The organism is Paenibacillus sp. SER-28, from assembly GCF_052906305.1.
This window is the reverse complement of the sequence record NZ_JBRECM010000003.1, coordinates 253,001-269,737: the sequence shown is the minus strand read 5'-3', so window position 1 is coordinate 269,737 and position 16,737 is coordinate 253,001. Positions and strand designations below refer to the sequence as shown.

At 44.7% G+C, this 16,737-nt stretch carries 12 protein-coding genes; 9 read left to right on the top strand and 3 right to left on the bottom strand.

Annotated elements, in window-relative coordinates:
* Window positions 1-3 precede the first annotated feature (3 nt).
* Window positions 4-774, top strand: coding sequence for an SDR family NAD(P)-dependent oxidoreductase (locus ACUYLD_RS11310; RefSeq protein ID WP_446675045.1), 771 nt, complete (start codon window positions 4-6; stop codon window positions 772-774).
* Window positions 775-799: 25 nt separating this feature from the next.
* On the top strand, window positions 800-1,681 hold the full coding sequence (locus ACUYLD_RS11305; protein WP_322161652.1) for a MetQ/NlpA family ABC transporter substrate-binding protein: 882 nt from the start codon (window positions 800-802) through the stop codon (window positions 1,679-1,681).
* A 44-nt stretch (window positions 1,682-1,725) separates the two neighbouring features.
* On the opposite strand, the gene ACUYLD_RS11300 is transcribed toward ACUYLD_RS11305, so the two are convergent.
* Window positions 1,726-2,565, bottom strand: a complete 840-nt coding sequence (locus ACUYLD_RS11300; RefSeq protein ID WP_165178875.1) for an AraC family transcriptional regulator — start codon at window positions 2,563-2,565, stop codon at window positions 1,726-1,728.
* Window positions 2,566-2,803: 238 nt separating this feature from the next.
* Between ACUYLD_RS11300 and ACUYLD_RS11295 the strand changes: the two genes are divergently transcribed.
* From ACUYLD_RS11295 to ACUYLD_RS11270, 6 genes are all read left to right on the top strand, one after another.
* A complete protein-coding gene (locus tag ACUYLD_RS11295) occupies window positions 2,804-4,987 on the top strand; it encodes an alpha-galactosidase (protein ID WP_446675044.1) in 2,184 nt (727 codons plus the stop codon).
* Between the two features lie 119 nt (window positions 4,988-5,106).
* Window positions 5,107-6,888, top strand: coding sequence for a sensor histidine kinase (locus ACUYLD_RS11290; RefSeq protein ID WP_250259531.1), 1,782 nt, complete (start codon window positions 5,107-5,109; stop codon window positions 6,886-6,888).
* Window positions 6,885-8,435: a response regulator transcription factor gene (locus tag ACUYLD_RS11285; RefSeq protein WP_061829980.1), complete on the top strand. Its 1,551-nt coding sequence runs from the start codon at window positions 6,885-6,887 to the stop codon at window positions 8,433-8,435. Before ACUYLD_RS11290 ends, ACUYLD_RS11285 begins: the two co-directional genes overlap by 4 nt.
* Window positions 8,436-8,522: 87 nt before the next feature.
* Complete coding sequence (locus ACUYLD_RS11280; RefSeq protein WP_061829979.1) at window positions 8,523-9,479, top strand: ABC transporter permease; 957 nt, start codon at window positions 8,523-8,525, stop codon at window positions 9,477-9,479.
* A 14-nt stretch (window positions 9,480-9,493) separates the two neighbouring features.
* On the top strand, window positions 9,494-10,432 hold the full coding sequence (locus tag ACUYLD_RS11275) for a carbohydrate ABC transporter permease (RefSeq protein WP_165178879.1): 939 nt from the start codon (window positions 9,494-9,496) through the stop codon (window positions 10,430-10,432).
* Between the two features lie 38 nt (window positions 10,433-10,470).
* On the top strand, window positions 10,471-12,150 hold the full coding sequence (locus ACUYLD_RS11270; protein ID WP_446675043.1) for an ABC transporter substrate-binding protein: 1,680 nt from the start codon (window positions 10,471-10,473) through the stop codon (window positions 12,148-12,150).
* A 317-nt stretch (window positions 12,151-12,467) separates the two neighbouring features.
* Here the strand turns inward: ACUYLD_RS11270 and ACUYLD_RS11265 are convergent, their stop codons facing one another.
* Both ACUYLD_RS11265 and ACUYLD_RS11260 read right to left on the bottom strand, forming a co-directional pair.
* Entirely contained in the window at window positions 12,468-14,438 is a 1,971-nt protein-coding gene (locus ACUYLD_RS11265; protein ID WP_446675042.1) for a glycosyl hydrolase, read from the bottom strand.
* Between the two features lie 325 nt (window positions 14,439-14,763).
* On the bottom strand, window positions 14,764-15,657 hold the full coding sequence (locus tag ACUYLD_RS11260) for an AraC family transcriptional regulator (protein WP_061829975.1): 894 nt from the start codon (window positions 15,655-15,657) through the stop codon (window positions 14,764-14,766).
* 157 nt (window positions 15,658-15,814) lie between these two features.
* Between ACUYLD_RS11260 and ACUYLD_RS11255 the strand changes: the two genes are divergently transcribed.
* On the top strand, window positions 15,815-16,720 hold the full coding sequence (locus tag ACUYLD_RS11255) for a DMT family transporter (protein ID WP_440722996.1): 906 nt from the start codon (window positions 15,815-15,817) through the stop codon (window positions 16,718-16,720).
* The last annotated feature ends 17 nt before the right edge of the window (window positions 16,721-16,737 follow it).

Sequence of the window (16,737 nt, the reverse complement as noted above, 5' to 3'; positions counted from 1 at the left end):
TCTATGATTTCGATTGACCTATCTCATCAGACAGCGGTAGTGACAGGCGGCAAGTCAGGCATAGGCAGGGGAATTGTAGAGCTTTTCATTCAAAGCGGAGCTAAAGTGATTTCTGCTGATATTTCTTATGAAGAGCCGTATAGAGTGGTCAATCCACAGTTGGTTGAAACGCAATTGGACATATCGAAACCGGATGATATCGAAAGATGGTGCGATCTACTAATCAGCGAAACGGGAGTTCCTGACATATTGGTGAACTGCGCAGGTACTTCTACGATGGATTATGTCATTGATAGTGAGTTAGCTGATTGGGAGAAAGTATTTTCGATCAATTCAACTGGGCTGTATGTAGCGTCCAAACGGTTTGCCAAGGAAATGGTGGATGCGCGCAAACCAGGACGAATTATCCAAATTGCTTCGCAGGCTGGAAAAAATGGATATCGGGCCATGGGCGGATATTGTGCATCCAAACATGCGGTTCTCGGCTTGACCAAGGTGATGGCCATTGAGCTTGCCCGGCAAAATATTTTGGTAAATGCGGTCTGCCCCGGCATTGTAGAAACGCCGATGAAACATCGTGAACGGATTGAAGGGGGCGTCATTCGCGGAATGACCGCTCAAGAAATATACGAAGAAGATTGTTCACAGGTACCTTTGGGGAGAACGGCTGAGGTGGAGGATGTCGCCAATGTGGTGCTGTTTCTGGCCAGTCCGCTCTCTGCATATATGACAGGACAAGCGATTAATGTTACAGGTGGAATGACGATGCACTAGCATACATGATCTGGGGGAAAACAACATGAAGAAATCGTTCGTTTTACTATTAGGGATTAGTTTATTATTGGTTGCCGCAGGATGCGGTAATAAAAGTTCAGACAGCAATGGCTCCAGCGCCGCTTCCGGTTCGGAAACGCAAAAAGTAGTCATCGGCTCCATGGGCTCTGACGCCCAGATCTGGAAGCATATTGCCCAGTCCCAGGCCGCCAAGGATGCCAAGCTGGACATTGAAGTGAAAGAAATTAACGGCGGAATCGAAACGAACAATGCGACCAAAGAAGGCGAAGTAGATGTGAATGCATTCCAATCGTGGGCGTACCTGGTTAGCTATAACAAAGAGAGCAAAGCTGATTTGAAGGCTATAGCCACAACCTACCTGGAGCCTATGGGGATTTATTCGCAAAAATTCAAAAGCATCGATGAAGTGACCGACGGGGCCCTGGTAGCTTTGGCAGATAACCCAGCCAATACGGCAAGAGGTTTAAAGTTATTGGAAGCATCCGGTTTGATTAAGCTTAAGGCTGACTTTAATGATGCCTTGGGTACAGTCAATGATATTACTAGCAATCCTAAAAACCTGAAATTTGAACTAATTGATGACAAAACAGGACCACGTGTGATTCAAGATGTAGGCTTGGTGCTGATTGGGAATACGATTGCTTTAGAAGGGGGTCTGAATGTACTGAAAGATTCCTTGTTCTATGAGGAGATCAGTCAGGCAACCAAAAATAATATTAACGTCCTGGTTACTTCATCTGATAAGGCGAATGACAAAGGGCTGCAAAAGTTAGCGGATCTCTATCATAACGAGGATACTCAAAAATACATTAAAGATGAATTTGGCGGCACCAAAGTAGAGGTTAAAGAGCCGGTTTCTTATTTGGAAGGACAAACTACAAAATAAACTTATGAGGTCAGCCAGTTTTTTGGGTTGACCTCTTTTGTTCGTTAGTAGTCGACTTGAGTTTGAGTATGGGTTTCGGTTCGATAATGTTTGGGGGAGAGTCCCTTTACCTTTTTAAAAATTTTCGAGAAGAGTAAAGGGTCGTTATAGCCGACTGAACGGGAAATATCACCGATCGAAAGTTCAGCGTTTCCCATCATTTCACATGCTCTGTTGATCCTATAGCGAACCAAATAATCCTGAATACTTGTGTTCACTTGTTGTTTGAATAACGAACATAAATAGCTTCGATTGAGTCCGATAAAATTTGCAATGTGCTCAATGGTAATTTTCTGAGCATAATTCATTTCGATAAAATCCTTCACTTTTTCCACGTAAATTTCCGACCGGCTTTCCTTTTGTTCGGGAGGTGTTACCGGACCGAATTCTATAAGCTCCGATAACATTAAGCAAAGCAGACCGGTCAGTCTGGTTTCCCGAGCTTTATGGCATTCACTTGATTCGTTCATTCGCTGCAAATACTGATGAATCAAATGGTCTCCTTCAAAGTTGAGGATTGGACGCGTCATCGTTAGGCCTGCTTGCTTGAGGAGTGTTTCTGCCAGTGCCCCGTCAAATCCAAACCAGCAATAAGACCAAGGATTCACTACATCGGCTTGATAATAAGTAATGACCTGGGGGCAGATTAGAAACCACTGTCCTTTTCGCAAGCGATAACTGAACCCACCGACCTCGAAGGTACCTTCTCCGTCCAAAATATAATGAAGCAGATAGTGATCTCTTATCGCAGGTCCAAAAAAGTGACTCGGTATGCATTCCTCTATGCCAAACTGAGTTAGATACAATTCAGAATGCTGTTTACTACGCGGCAAATATTCTATCACGCTAAATCTCCTTATGTAAATTATCAAGCATTATAACATAAATATTGAGCACCATGCCATGTACTTCATAGCTAAAATTAATATATGATTTCTGTAGAACCTACTGCTATATTGTTGAATCTTATCAAGCTTTACACCATATGAACATAGTTGATGGCTGTTACAAAATGCTTCTTCTGAGTGTCTTTTTGGTGTGGAACTCCGATGATTATTATCTAAGAGAGGGGTTATTTTCCCAATGGGTATCATTGTTCAAGAGCAAACAGGGCTGTTTCATTTGCAGTCGTCGGGCATGAGTTATATTATTCAGATTGTGGATGGATTTCCTGTCCATGTATACTGGGGAGACAGGTTGAAGCACCGCGAACCCATGGCTGACCTATTGCTTCACACTCCCGCGAAGGCTGGATTGGATCGGTTGCCGCAAGAATATCCGCAGTATGGGAGCGGGGACTTCCGTAACCCGGCGTATCAAGTAGAGCTTGAGGATGGAACTCGTATCACGGAGTTAAAGTATATTGGCTACCGGATCACTAAGGGAAAGCCATCATTAACCGGGCTTCCGGCCGTATATACCGAAAATGAAGACGAAGCGGATACGCTGGAACTGGAGTTACAAGATGACTTTTCAGGCCTTAAAGTTGTTCTTCTTTATACCGTCTTCGCAGATCGAAACGTAATCGCTCGTTCGGCTCGTTTGAGTAATGCGGGAGCCAAGAATCTTCGGCTTCTCCGTGCTCTAAGTGCCAGTGTCGATTTTTCAGGTAAAAGCGATGTAGAGTTCATGTATCTTTCGGGAGCATGGGCTCGGGAGGGGAATATTACCCGCAAACCGATTCTTCAAGGTGAAACCCGAATTGATAGTAAAAGGGGCATGAGCAGCCATCAACTCAACCCTTTTGCTGCATTGGTCACTCGGGGAACAACGGAAAGCTATGGTGAGGTATTCGGCTTTAGCCTCGTGTACAGCGGGGGCTTTGAGGCGGGAGCAGAAATAGATTCATTCGGCTCTACACGGTTTAGCATCGGCGTGAACTCCTTTGATTTTTCGTGGTTACTGAGCCCAGGTGAGAGCTTCCAAACGCCAGAAGCCGTTATGGTTTACTCTGGTCAAGGGCTGGGAGAAATGTCGCGTACATATCATCGCTTGTATCGGACTCGTCTTTGCCGAGGGAAATATCGGGATGAAGAACGCCCTATTCTGGTCAATAACTGGGAAGCTACCTATTTTGACTTCAATGCAGATAAGCTGGTATCGATAGCGAAGGAGGGGGCAGAGCTAGGCATCGAACTTTTTGTCTTAGATGACGGTTGGTTCGGAAAACGGGATTCTGACAATTCGTCTCTTGGTGATTGGTACGAGGATCGTCGGAAGCTGCCAGACGGACTTGCCGATGTTGCGAAACGCATCAATCAATTGGGGCTTAAATTCGGACTCTGGTTTGAGCCGGAGATGATCTCTCCAGACAGCGAGTTGTACCGGGAGCATCCAGATTGGTGCCTTCACGTTCCAGGACGGCGACGCAGTGAAGCCAGATGGCAGTTGGTGCTGGACTATACTCGCAAGGAAGTACGCGATTACATCTACGATTCGCTGGCTGCCATTTTCTCCAGCGCCCCAGTTTCTTACGTGAAATGGGATATGAATCGCTGCCTGACGGAAATCGGTTCCGCAGCTCTGCCGCCGGAGCGCCAATCTGAGACTGCCCATCGCTATGTTCTTGGATTGTATGAGCTGCTGGAGCGCGTCACCACCGAATTTCCGCATATTCTTTTCGAGAGCTGTTCAAGTGGCGGAGGACGTTTTGATCCAGGCATGCTTTACTACATGCCTCAAGTCTGGACTAGTGATAATACCGATGCGGTGGAACGTCTGAAGATTCAATATGGAACTAGCCTTGTCTATCCTGTAAGCGCAACCGGAGCACATGTGTCGGCAGTTCCGAACCATCAAGTTGGACGCATAACACCCCTTGATTTTCGAGGTGATGTGGCCATGTCAGGAAATTTTGGATATGAGCTTGATCTCACGAAATTTACCGATGAGGAAAAAGAGACGGTCAAACGCCAAATCGCAGTATACAAGCAGATACGTGGCTTAGTACAAAAAGGTGACTTGTATCGCTTAAACAACCCGTTTGAAGATAACGAATCGGCTTGGATGTTTGTTTCTGAAGACCAAGAGGATGCCATCGTCTACTATTTCCAAGTGATGGCTGTCCCGAACGCGCCTTGGCGAGCCCTGCGCCTTGACGGACTAAATCCAGAGCTCGAATATGAAGTTAAGTCAGGAAATAGCGGGCAAAAGTCTATCCATGGGGGGGATCGGCTTATGAAGTTGGGCCTCCCTCTTCTCTACAGACAGAAAGACTATGAAAGTGGATGGTTCAGGCTTCGGGCAATAAAGCCTGGTAAGGCTTAAGGATCAGTACAACAGTATAATTGCCGAAAGAGAGAAAACAATCGATGGAGTTATGCCCCTTTTTATATGAAAAGGGGCATTTTGCGCGCATCAGCGTACTGATTGGGGAGGGGCAAACCATGTTTTTTATACGAATGATGAATGACATGAAACTGAGAAAGAAGATGACGCTTACATTCATTTCGGTAGCTGTTCTTCCCTTGCTGTTGTGTGGCCTGTTTCTGACGGGGAAGCTTCGAGAGGCCGTTATTAAAGACGCCTTTATGCAAGTGTCCAACAATGTCGAGCGGGTCCGAAATCGTACAGAAGAATTGATCAAAGTGCCGCTGGACATCTCGTACCGGCTGACCAATGACAATCGGATGAAAATGGTAGCCAGCCAGAAGTATGACAGCTATATCGAAGTCATTCAGGCATACCGGGAGTATACAGGTATTCGTGACTACCTCCAGTTGTACAAAGAGATATCCGGCATCCGTGTCTATGTCTCTAATCCTGGAGCACTTAATAATTGGGAATTTATCCAACCGGATGATAGGATCACAACCGCAGATTGGTACAAGGAGGCCATCGCGCAGAAAGGATTGGCCGGCTGGAATTTAATTAAGGATGAGAGGGACGATGCCGATTATCTCAGCCTGATTCGATCATTTTCAGTGGATTCACCAGGACGAAAAGGGGTTCTGGTCATAAATGTTAACCAGCGCCAATTAAATTCAATCCTGAATCAGGAATCGTTCCCTACCTTGATCGTGGATAACCGGAATCAGATTGTCGCGTCCAATGAAGCAGAGTTGTTCGGGAAGAATCTTTCTGAAATTCATGCCGACGAAAATATACTTTTCCATCAGGGAGGAAGTTACAACATGCTCATCGATGGAAAAGCGTCGAAGGTGGTTATCGCTAATCTAGCTCCACAGAATAGCTGGAATGGACTTCGCATTATTTCCATTTTTTCCGTTTCTGAGATTACCCGAGATGCTAATCAAGTGATATGGCTCGGCGGAATCGCGATCACAGCCAGCCTGATATTTGCAGCCTTGCTTATCTATGCTTCTGCTTCGCTATTATCCAGAAGGCTTCTTCGCTTGAGCAAGCATATGACCCAAGTAGGGGCTGGCTCATGGGAAACCTATCTCCATATCGATGGGAAAGATGAAGTGGGTCTATTATCGAGGGAATTTAACGCGCTCGTCAGCAGCGTAAACCATTTGGTCCAGGAGGTCCAAGAGACGAATCGCCAGAAAAGACTCGTGGAGCAAAGACAAAACGAGATCAAGTTCAAAATGCTGGCAAGCCAGATCAATCCGCATTTTCTCTTCAATTCTTTGGAGTCTATCAGAATGGAGGCCCACATTCGCCAACAGGACGATATCGCTAAAGCAGTCTGGCAGTTGAGCGCGTTGTTGCGCAGCAGTCTGGAGGCTGGTAACGACAAGATTCCACTGCGTAAAGAGCTTGAACAAGTGTGCTGTTATCTCGATCTTCAAAAGTTTCGGTATGAAGACCGTTTGGAGTATCGCTTAACCGTTGATCCAAATTTGGAGGAAATGTTGGTTCCACCTCTGATTATCCAACCATTGGTGGAAAATTCTATTGTACACGGTCTGGATAATCAAGCAGAAGGAGCTGTCATTGAAGTGAAAGTTAAGGAAATCCCGGAGGGGGTTCGAGTTATGGTATGTGACAACGGCGCTGGTTTCACGGCCGATCGTCTCGCCCTAGTACAAGCAGAGCTTGCTGCATCCGTACATGAACAGGAGGTCCAGCGAATTGGACTACGAAACGTAAATGATCGTCTCGTCTTACTGTATGGGACCTCTAGTGCTTTACATATTGAGAGCGAGCCTGGGAAAGGCACTTGTATTCAGTTTTTTATACCTGGGGGTGAATCCAAATGATTAAGGTAGTCATCGTTGACGATGAGCCGAAGCTTCGTCAAGGGCTTCAAACGCTGATCCCATGGGAAAGCCTCGGATTTATCGTTACAGCTACGGCAGCCAATGGAAAGGAAGCACTGGGAGTCATCGAGGAAAAAGCTCCTGATGTTGTAATCGTCGATATCCGCATGCCGGTTATGGATGGTTTACAGTTGATTGAGCGCTTGACAACCGACGGTCATCATTTGCACTTTATGATCCTCAGTGGATATGCCGACTTTGAGTATGCCAAACAAGCGATCAAATACGGGGTGTTCGGCTATCTCGTTAAACCGGTCGACATTGATGAAATGTCGTCCAGTTTAAAACGGATACGCGAGCGGATCGAAGAGGAGCGTCTTCAAGGGGAGTGGCGTAAGAGAGAGGTTATAAATCGAGATTTATACCTGCATAGCTTGCTTGTCTCTCAAGAGAGAACTGAAGATCCGGCCAAGTTGAGAAGTAAGGCAAAAGAAGCAGATTTGTTGTGGAGCAACTACGAAGTCGTGGTCGTCTACCCGCGTGTTTCTGAAGTGGACCGTTCTGATGTCGCATACCAGCTTTCGAATGGATTGAAGGCAAAGATAGAGGGGCAGATGATGGGACTTGTCACAGTAATCCCCCCGTATACAGTCCTGTTGCTCAACGCGCCGCTGCGCGGAAGAGAACGGCGTGAAATTCTGCACAATGAGATTCGTAATGTTGCGGATAATGTCCGGTTCGCCGCTGCAACCGGAGGGGTAGTATCTGCTCCTGAAGATATTTGTAAATCTTTTTTAAAGGCCCAGGAAGCGGTAAAACAATCCTTTTTCAGCGAGAAGAACCGACTGCTAGGTCCGTATCCTTTCTTTTCTTCTTCGCTGGATTCTCCCCGATTGTCTGCTGATAAAGCTGAGGAAACGATGGAGGAATTCATCTTCCGCCTGTATTACAGTCTGGAGGTAGGAAACCAAACCGCAATACTGCCATTATTGAACGAGGCGGCTGCATTTTTACTCAAACAGGGGCAAGATGAGAAGTCGATCAAAGAGTCCTTCTTTTTTCTGTCCAATGCAATCATTCATAAGCTGACCGCGGGTTTCTGTATCGAGTTGAAAGAGACGGAGGAAGTTTCCCGTTTTTTAAATGGGATATACCAGCATGATCATCTATATGATCTTTTGGAAGAGACCCACCGTTTCCTGCTAACATTGGCGCAAGACTCTGAACACCGTGGAAAGGAGCTGGAATTCAAAAAAATGATCGACTTCATTCACAAGCATTATGCAGACAACCTGAGGCTGGAAGCGTTAGCCGGACTACTAAACTATAGTACCGCCTATTTGGGTCAGCTTTTCAAGAACAAGACGGGGGAGTACTTTAATACCTATCTGGACCGAGTCCGTATTCAAAAGGCCAAGGAGCTGCTGGGTCAGGGAATGAAAGTATACGAAGTCGCCGAAAGCGTCGGCTATACAAGCGTCAACTACTTTTACAGCAAATTCAAAAGATACGAAGGCCGTTCACCGTCGGAATATAGAAATCCATAATTTGTGGATGATTTTTTCCGAAATCCGTTGTATGGGTTCTGACTCTCCTCTGTTTTATGATTGGTTTTAAGAGAGGGGATGAAAAAAATGAAAGCGGTAACAGCAAATTCGGAAAACGTATACAAAAAAACGAAGCGGAATGCTTGGAAGGTATTTAAAAGCCAGAGGTATCTTTACTATATGTCCATTCCGTTTGTTATCTGGGTCTTTATCTTTCAGTATTTGCCGCTATGGGGCTGGACAATGGCATTTCAGAAATACAGACCTGGTTTGAGTTTTTTTGAACAGAAGTGGGTGGGCTTGGAGCATTTTCGTACATTGTTCCAAGATGATCATTTCTACCAAGTATTGCGGAACACGCTGGCTATGAGCCTTATGGGACTGGTCGCTGGCTTTATTGTACCCGTTGTCTTTGCTCTATTGCTCAACGAGGTCCGCATACAAGTGGTAAAACGATTTGTTCAGACCGTATCTTATCTGCCGCACTTTGTTTCATGGGTGGTTGCTGCAGGCATTGTCACCAAAATGCTTTCAGCGGATGGCGGTGTCGTAAACGATATGCTCATGGGTCTAGGCATCATCGATCAGCCAGTCCAGTTTATGGCCCAAGGTAAATTATTTTGGTGGGTTGTAACTTTCGGAGACATCTGGAAGGAAACGGGGTGGAACGCCATTATTTATCTGGCTGCCATCGCCGGGATTGGTCCTGAATTATACGAGGCTGCGCGGGTGGACGGCGCTAGCCGATTACAGCAAATGTGGCATATCACGCTGCCGGGGATCCGGCCGACTATTATCATTCTCCTGATTATGTCTATTGGTCATCTGCTCGGTACAGGATTCGAGAAACAATTTCTGCTGGGCAATCACCTGGTCATTGATTACTCTGAAGTACTTGATTTGTATGCGCTTAATTATGGTCTGGCGATGGGACGTTACTCTTTCGGAACGGCCATTAATATTTTTAATTCGGTGATAAGCCTGATCCTATTGTTTGCGGCTAATGGAATCTTTAAGCGCTATACCAACGAGAGCATTATGTAAGGAGGAGAATGGACATGGAGGCTGTCAAAAGCACTACGCCGGTCGGCGGATTAAACAACAAGCTTCAGGCGAAATCACCACAAGACCGAATCCTGGGGATAGTTGTTTATGTTTTCATGATTGTGGTCACCGTTCTGACGATCTACCCGTTCTTAAATGTGCTAGCTATCTCTTTTAACGATTCGGTAGACACCATTAGAGGTGGGATCACCATCTGGCCAAGGCAATTTACTTTGAAGAATTACGACTTGATTTTCACCTATGAGGGGTTAATCACTGGATTCAAGATCTCCTTTCTGCGAACCGTCATTGGCACCGTAGCGGGCTTGGTCAGCGGCTCGATGCTTGCCTATACGCTTGCACGAAGTGATTTTCAAGCTAGAAGGTTCATCTCAATCTTTCTGGCCGTCACCATGTATGTTTCTGGAGGGTTGATTCCAGGTTTTATCCTGATGAAGGAATTGCATTTAATTGATACATTTGCCGTCTATATTTTACCAGGTCTTGTAAGTGCGTTTAATGTCTTCATTATTCGTTCCTTCATTGATGGTCTGCCTTATGCGTTACAGGAATCAGCCAAGCTGGATGGTGCCAACGATTTCACGATCTACTGGCGCGTTATTCTTCCTCTTTGCAAACCGGCATTAGCGACCGTAGCGCTTTTCTTGGCGGTAGGGCAATGGAACTCTTGGTTCGATACTTATCTGTTTAATGGGTCTAACGAATCGTTGACGACTCTGCAATATGAATTGATGAAAATTTTGCAAAGTACGACAACAAGCGCAACCAATTCCCAGGACGCTGCTAATATGGCCGAGCGTATGGCACAGGTTTCCCCGGAATCGGTCAAAATGGCAATCACCATCATTGTTACAGTGCCGATTCTTATCGTCTATCCTTTTTTACAAAAATATTTTGTTAAGGGTATGACGCTCGGAGCGGTAAAGAGCTAAACGAAGCAAACATTCATTATAATGGGAGGTTTCGCTCCATGAAGCCAAGAAAAAATAGAATGGTCGTATCTTTCGTAATGTCACTGACTTTAGTCGCGACCCTTGCAGGGTGCAGCGGTAATAATCCGTCTGAGGCTACCAAGGCCGTAACAACAGGAGACATCACACTTACTTATTTTTCGGAAGACTCCAGCACAAATTGGAATAGCATGAAGGATCAAGTCGGTAAGGTCATCGCTGAAAAAACCGGAGTAACTCTAGATGCTGAATTCGCTGTCGGAGACCCGGTCCAAAAGATTTCGTTGATTGCAGCCACAGGAAACTATCCTGATTTAATCGCTGCTAAGGCGGATGTCGGCAAACTTGTCGATGCTGGCGCAATCATTGATTTGACAGATTTGATCGACAAGCACGCACCGAACATCAAAAAAATGCTGGGTGACAAGCTTGTTCGGACAAAGTACAGTTTGGACGACCCATCCATCTATGTGATTCCGACTTGGTCCGCTGTCGAAGAGAAAAAAATCAAACCCGACGTAGGATTTAAACTTCAACACCGTGTCGTCAAGGAAGCGGGATACCCCGACATTCGTACGGTACAGGATTTCGAAAAAGTCATTAAGGACTATATAACCAAGCATCCGACGGACGAAAATGGCAATAAAAATATCGGATTGTCCCTTAATGCCGACGATTGGCATATGTACCAGGTAACAAACTCAGGATTCCAAACGACCGGGGGACCAGACGACGGCGAATACTACATTGATCAAAAAACACACCAAGCGACTTATCATTTCCGCCGACCGGAAGAAAAGGAATATTTCCGCTGGTTGAATCACATGAACTCCATTGGATTGCTTGATCCGGAAAGCTTCGTGCAGAAGACCGATCAGTTTAAGGCGAAGGTGGCTTCAGGCCGCGTACTTGGCCTTGCCGATCCAGAATGGGACTATGGCGACGGGCAAAATGCGCTAAAAGCGGAGGGTAAATTCGACCAAACGTACGGTCATTATCCAGTCACCATGAGCAAGGAATATAAGGACACCAACTTTTGGCTTCCTGGCTTTGATGGGGGATATGGAATCTCGATCTCTAGCAAGTGCAAGGACCCGGTACGCGCTATCCAGTTCCTCGACTTTCTGGCATCGGAAGAGGGGCAAATCCTGAATAATTGGGGGATTGAAGGAAAGCATTACACGGTTAAAGACGGCAAACGGACGATTATTCCGGCTGTGCTGGAACGGATGAACAATGACAATGCAGCTTTCCAAAAAGAGTCTGGTATCGGTCTATATTGGAACTTGTCGGTCCATTATGGTGATGGCATCAAGGATTCAACAGGCAACTATTTTACTCGTAGTTATCCAGAACTGCTGACAGCGACTTACAACAAGTCGGAGAGGGAAGTCCTGAAGGCCTATAAGATCGAGCACTGGAAAGATCTATTCCCGAAGGAAGAAGAATTCCAGCCGAGAGCATACGGAGCAGCCTACACGATGTCTCTTCCCAATGACGATCCAGCTGTTATTCTGGGAGCCAAGATGAAGGATATTACATGGAAACGAATTCCGGAAGCTGTCATGACCAAGCCGGAAAACTTCGATAAGGTTTGGGATGCCTATATGGCAGAGCTGGAGAAAGCCGGAGTACAAGAAATGGAACAATCCTTTACCAAACATATTCAAAACCGGATTAAGCTATGGTCTACTAACTAATTCGTTTTGCAAAAAGAACGGGGCCGTTTCGACTTTCCTGCCGGAGAGAAGACGGCCCTTTTTTATAATGGTTTATCATAGACTATATTGTTCAAGTTACAAACCAACAGCGGCCGCCTCGGTTATTTTCTGAGGTGGCCGCTGTTGGTTAGGGGCAGGCTTATGCGTTACTTCATGGTGCTGGGTGGGACGGTAAAATTACAGGCACGTTCAAAGTAATTACCAATTTGTCGACGTTGTTATCAGAATCCAGCCACATACCCATCGTCCGAAGTATCTGCTACCTTCCGTGGTACGGTGAGCCCCGTAAGAGCGCCTTACTCCGCTTCATTCTTGGAGGAAGTAAATAGGTCTTGAGGAAGCTCATCCCTCGTGATCACGTAATCGCTGTTGAACACTTTTATGAGATGATCCAGGGAGTTATATTGTCCGTTGCGGACGAAATCGCCCGTCCATGTGGTGAAAAAGAGCCAATGCGCTGAATATGCTTGAAGCAATTCGGGATCGCCAATCGGGCCGTTTTCGGACAGACCAACCAGCTTCTTGCCTTGCACGAGATTTACCAAGCTGTCGTACTTGCCGATACTTGGGTGATAATTAGCCGCCGGGTTGTAGATATCCACACTTACAATATCGACGACATCGTCCCCCGGATACCATTCGGGGCTCTCGGAGTTCCATACCCAGATCAGATTGTTCAGGTGATGGTAGTGTGTTAGACGGTCGTACATGATACGGTACAGCTGCTTGGCGGAGTCTGGCCCTTGGGCGCCCCACCAAAACCATTTGCCTTCCGCCTCGTGCAGTGGTCTCCACAGCACCGGAACGTGAGCGTCTTGGAAGCGTTTCAACTGAGCGGCAATGGCATCAATGTCCCGCAGGATTAGCTGATATTCTTCCGACTTGGGATGATTAAGCGCATATTGAACGTCGAATGTAGTCGCCTCGGTGTAAAATCCGCGATACCATTCTTTGCCTGGAATGTCATGCAGTCCCTTAGGGGCATTCCAGTGCCATACAAACGTGACAATTCCACCTTCTTTGGCCCATTGGATCGCCTTGTCCACCTCAGTTGAGGTGGCACCATGCTCGACGCGAGAGGGGGAGTAATCCATCATGTCCGTTGACAACATCGCAGGATACTTTCCAGTCTGGTCTTTAATCCACTGGGCATCCTCAAGAGTGTGCTGACCGGAAAGAATTTTGTCTCCGTAAACATCCACGAGATAACCCATGAGTGCCTTGGTTTCCGCAGTCGCATTCGGGTTTACCGGCTTTTTCTCAATCTGATGCAGTTTCGGGGGGAGCACTGCTGCCAGCTTGATGTAGTCGATATGATACTGGCCCAAGTCGACATTGAACTGTATTGTGTTGTTTCCCGAATTCAGCATGATTTTACCGCCGGATACCTCGGAATAGCTTGCTGTTGTCGGAAGGGATATTTCGCTTGTCTGACCGTTGACCACCATATGGGTCTTTTTGTCACTATTTGGATTACTGTAACCGATTGCAATATTGTAAAAGCCACTTGAAGCTGCGTTATAGGCAAGGGTTAACGACCCTGTGCCTTTAAAGGCTGCGTAACCGGTACCAGAATAGCCCGTGCTGGCGGTTTCGGTGCTGACCTCACCAGTAATGACTCCGTCTTCGGCTTCAATTTTGCTGTTTGTAGCAGGCAAACTGGCGAATTCAACCTTCACGTATTCGATCCCGTAATATCCCCAGCCTCTTGAAAAAGTAACCTCGTTTGTACCGGCATTCAACATGATCTTGCTTACCAACTTCTCGTTTACAACCGCACCTCCCGGAGGGGGAACCAGCGTTATGCTTTCAGCCATTGTACCATTGACCTCGAAGCTGGTATCCTTGGAGCCGGTGTCCGCCGGAATATAGTAACCGAGGCTCAGCTTATATAGACCTGCTGTCGGCACATTCACTTTAAACGTAGCCGTCCCGTCAGACTTGCCCGAATTTGGGTCATAATCATAAAAGAAGGATACATAGCCGTCGCCTTTATAAAGTGTATCGCCGGTATAGGGAGTATCCCGTTTTTCTACGCCGTAACCTTGAATAATTGCATCTTTGGAGCTGACAACTGTAGAAGGAGATTTGCCATTAGTGGATAAATCTTGACTTGCACCCATCGTCGTTTTGTCTTCAACATGGGTGACCAAGTTAGTTGATTCTGCTTTTGCTAAGCTTGGAATTAAATCGAGAGATACCAACAAAAAAGATAAGAGAACAAAACTAAGAATGCCGAAAAACCTTCTTTTCCATGGATCTGGCATATGACTCACTCCTTGAATTAGATGTTACCACCCTAATTGTCCTGCGGCGCAGATTTAAGAAACCGTTTTCAAAAATAAAAAAATTAAATAATAAACAACTGCTTCCATAATCGCATCTTTATTTGTATGCGTTTTCAATATTTCCTTTTAAATTTTTTAGTTCATCACCTCGCTTTAATTTCATCATAAATTAGAGGCGAGGCAGGAACCATACTATGAATTTCGGAAGAAATCATCCTTAAATTATGGATTTTTAACTCCGATGGTAAACAAACTTCATATCTTCTGAATTTGTCTGGGCGAAATTTGCTGAACGAATTCTTCCTTAATTGATGAATTCATTTCTAAATTTCCGGAATTCTTTAGGTGTTTTTTTATGATGTTTCTTAAAAGACTGAATGAAGTGATTTACATGATTGAACCCCACTCTGTGGGCTATTTCAGTTATTGTAGAATCTGTTGAAATTAATAACTCGCTGCTTTTCTTGATACGGTACTTAATTAAGTAGTCGTAAGGTGTCATATGAATAGTTCTCTTAAAACTACGAGTGCATTCCGAAATACTTAAATGTGCTATAGCAGCAATTTCTTGCAGTGTTATATTGTCTGAGTAGTTTTGATGGATAAAGCTGAGCATCAATTGAAGTCGCTCCTGTTGCAATTTCATGTATTTAGGTGCTTCCTCAGAAGACAGCGAAATATTAGATATTAAGACTAACCATAATTGTGCCGTTTTGATGGAAACCTCGTATTCCCAGCCCCACTTTTTTTTTATATCAAATTTCTGTTTCATATCCCAAAGCATTTGCAGTATTTGAATTTGCCATTCAACATCTCCTTTGATTACGAATGACAATAAGAGAGAGTTTGTATAAGGAAGTACATAGTTTTTTTCCATCGCACTATCTGCATAAAAGGCCAACAGCTTCTCAGGGAAATTAAAACTGACATATTGACCGTTATGTGTAAGGTGTGTAGTAACGTGAAGAACACCTTTATTAATTAAAATGGCCTGACCTGTTTGTAATTCATGATCAATCCCGTTAACTTGTATCACTAGCTTTCCTTTGGTAACCAAAGTGATTTGTAGTTCCTCATGCCAATGTAAATCGTTGAATCCTCTACCTTCAGGATTACTTGCATGAATAGTATGGGTGTACATGATGTATGGAAATGAAACATCGGGATATAGAATGGTCTCATGCAATTGTTTTTCCATTTTAGCGAGGTCCTTTCTGATGACGATATTTCTATATAAATTAAAGATATAGTTACACAAATAAAATAAAAGTGGTGATATTATTATACCAGATCTTCGGCTTATCATTAAAATCCTGTGCACAGGCGATTGGATAAGACATCTTGGAGGCGTACATGTGAAAATAAATCAATCGTCGTTACCGTTTCATCCGTATATCTTGCTTTTAATCAGCATACTGTCTGTTTCTATCTCATCCATCATGATAAAATCCTCCGATACTCCAACCTCTGTGGCTGGGATGTACAGATTGTATATGTCAGTACTCATAATGCTTCCTTTTGTCCCTTGGAAAATGTTCCGTTCCTTAGAAATGAACAAAAAAGATTGGAGTACTGTTTTCATAGCTGGTCTTTTTCTCGGGTTGCATTTCTTATTCTGGATGGAATCTTTAGTATATACCTCAGTTGCGAGCTCCATGGTCATCTTATCCTTGCAGCCTTTATTTGTAATGATGGGTTCATACATTATATTCAGAGAACGAGCAAATATATTAACCATTCTTTGTTTGATCGCCGCTCTTGTCGGTTCAATCATTATAGCTTGGGGAGACATTGGGATTTCGAGAGAGGCATTAATCGGAGATGGATTATCTTTAGTAGGAACAATTTTGGTTTCAGCATATATGTTGGCAGGACAGAAAGTAAGTCACAAAATAAATGCAAATGTATATAGTGTTATTGTTTTTTTTATTGGTGGCAGTGTCATGCTGGTCTACAATTTGTTGAATCATTATGCCTTGATCGAATATGGCTCGTCGGATTGGATGTATTTCTTGTTACTTGCAGTAATCCCAACTATTTTTGGACAATATATTTTTAATCTGTTGTTGAAATCAATGGGTGCAACTACGGTCTCAGTTGGTATTATTGGAGAGCCTGTTCTTGCCATAATTCTCGCTTACTTATTCTTGGGAGAAATAATCTCTGCATTTCAATTCATAGGTGGAATCATGACTTTATTCGGTATGGGGATGTATTTTTGGGCAAAATCTTTAAAGTATACTACGGTTGCAAAATATTAAATTTGAAATTCATTATC

Coding starts and splice junctions, on each gene's coding strand:
- ACUYLD_RS11295 (WP_446675044.1), top strand. CDS start 2,804: ATGGGTATCATTGTTCAAGAGCAAACAGGGCTGTTTCATTTGCAGTCG.
- ACUYLD_RS11285 (WP_061829980.1), top strand. CDS start 6,885: ATGATTAAGGTAGTCATCGTTGACGATGAGCCGAAGCTTCGTCAAGGG.
- ACUYLD_RS11280 (WP_061829979.1), top strand. CDS start 8,523: ATGAAAGCGGTAACAGCAAATTCGGAAAACGTATACAAAAAAACGAAG.
- ACUYLD_RS11310 (WP_446675045.1), top strand. CDS start 4: ATGATTTCGATTGACCTATCTCATCAGACAGCGGTAGTGACAGGCGGC.
- ACUYLD_RS11290 (WP_250259531.1), top strand. CDS start 5,107: ATGTTTTTTATACGAATGATGAATGACATGAAACTGAGAAAGAAGATG.
- ACUYLD_RS11305 (WP_322161652.1), top strand. CDS start 800: ATGAAGAAATCGTTCGTTTTACTATTAGGGATTAGTTTATTATTGGTT.
- ACUYLD_RS11270 (WP_446675043.1), top strand. CDS start 10,471: ATGAAGCCAAGAAAAAATAGAATGGTCGTATCTTTCGTAATGTCACTG.
- ACUYLD_RS11265 (WP_446675042.1), bottom strand. CDS start 14,438: ATGCCAGATCCATGGAAAAGAAGGTTTTTCGGCATTCTTAGTTTTGTT.
- ACUYLD_RS11260 (WP_061829975.1), bottom strand. CDS start 15,657: ATGGAAAAACAATTGCATGAGACCATTCTATATCCCGATGTTTCATTT.
- ACUYLD_RS11275 (WP_165178879.1), top strand. CDS start 9,494: ATGGAGGCTGTCAAAAGCACTACGCCGGTCGGCGGATTAAACAACAAG.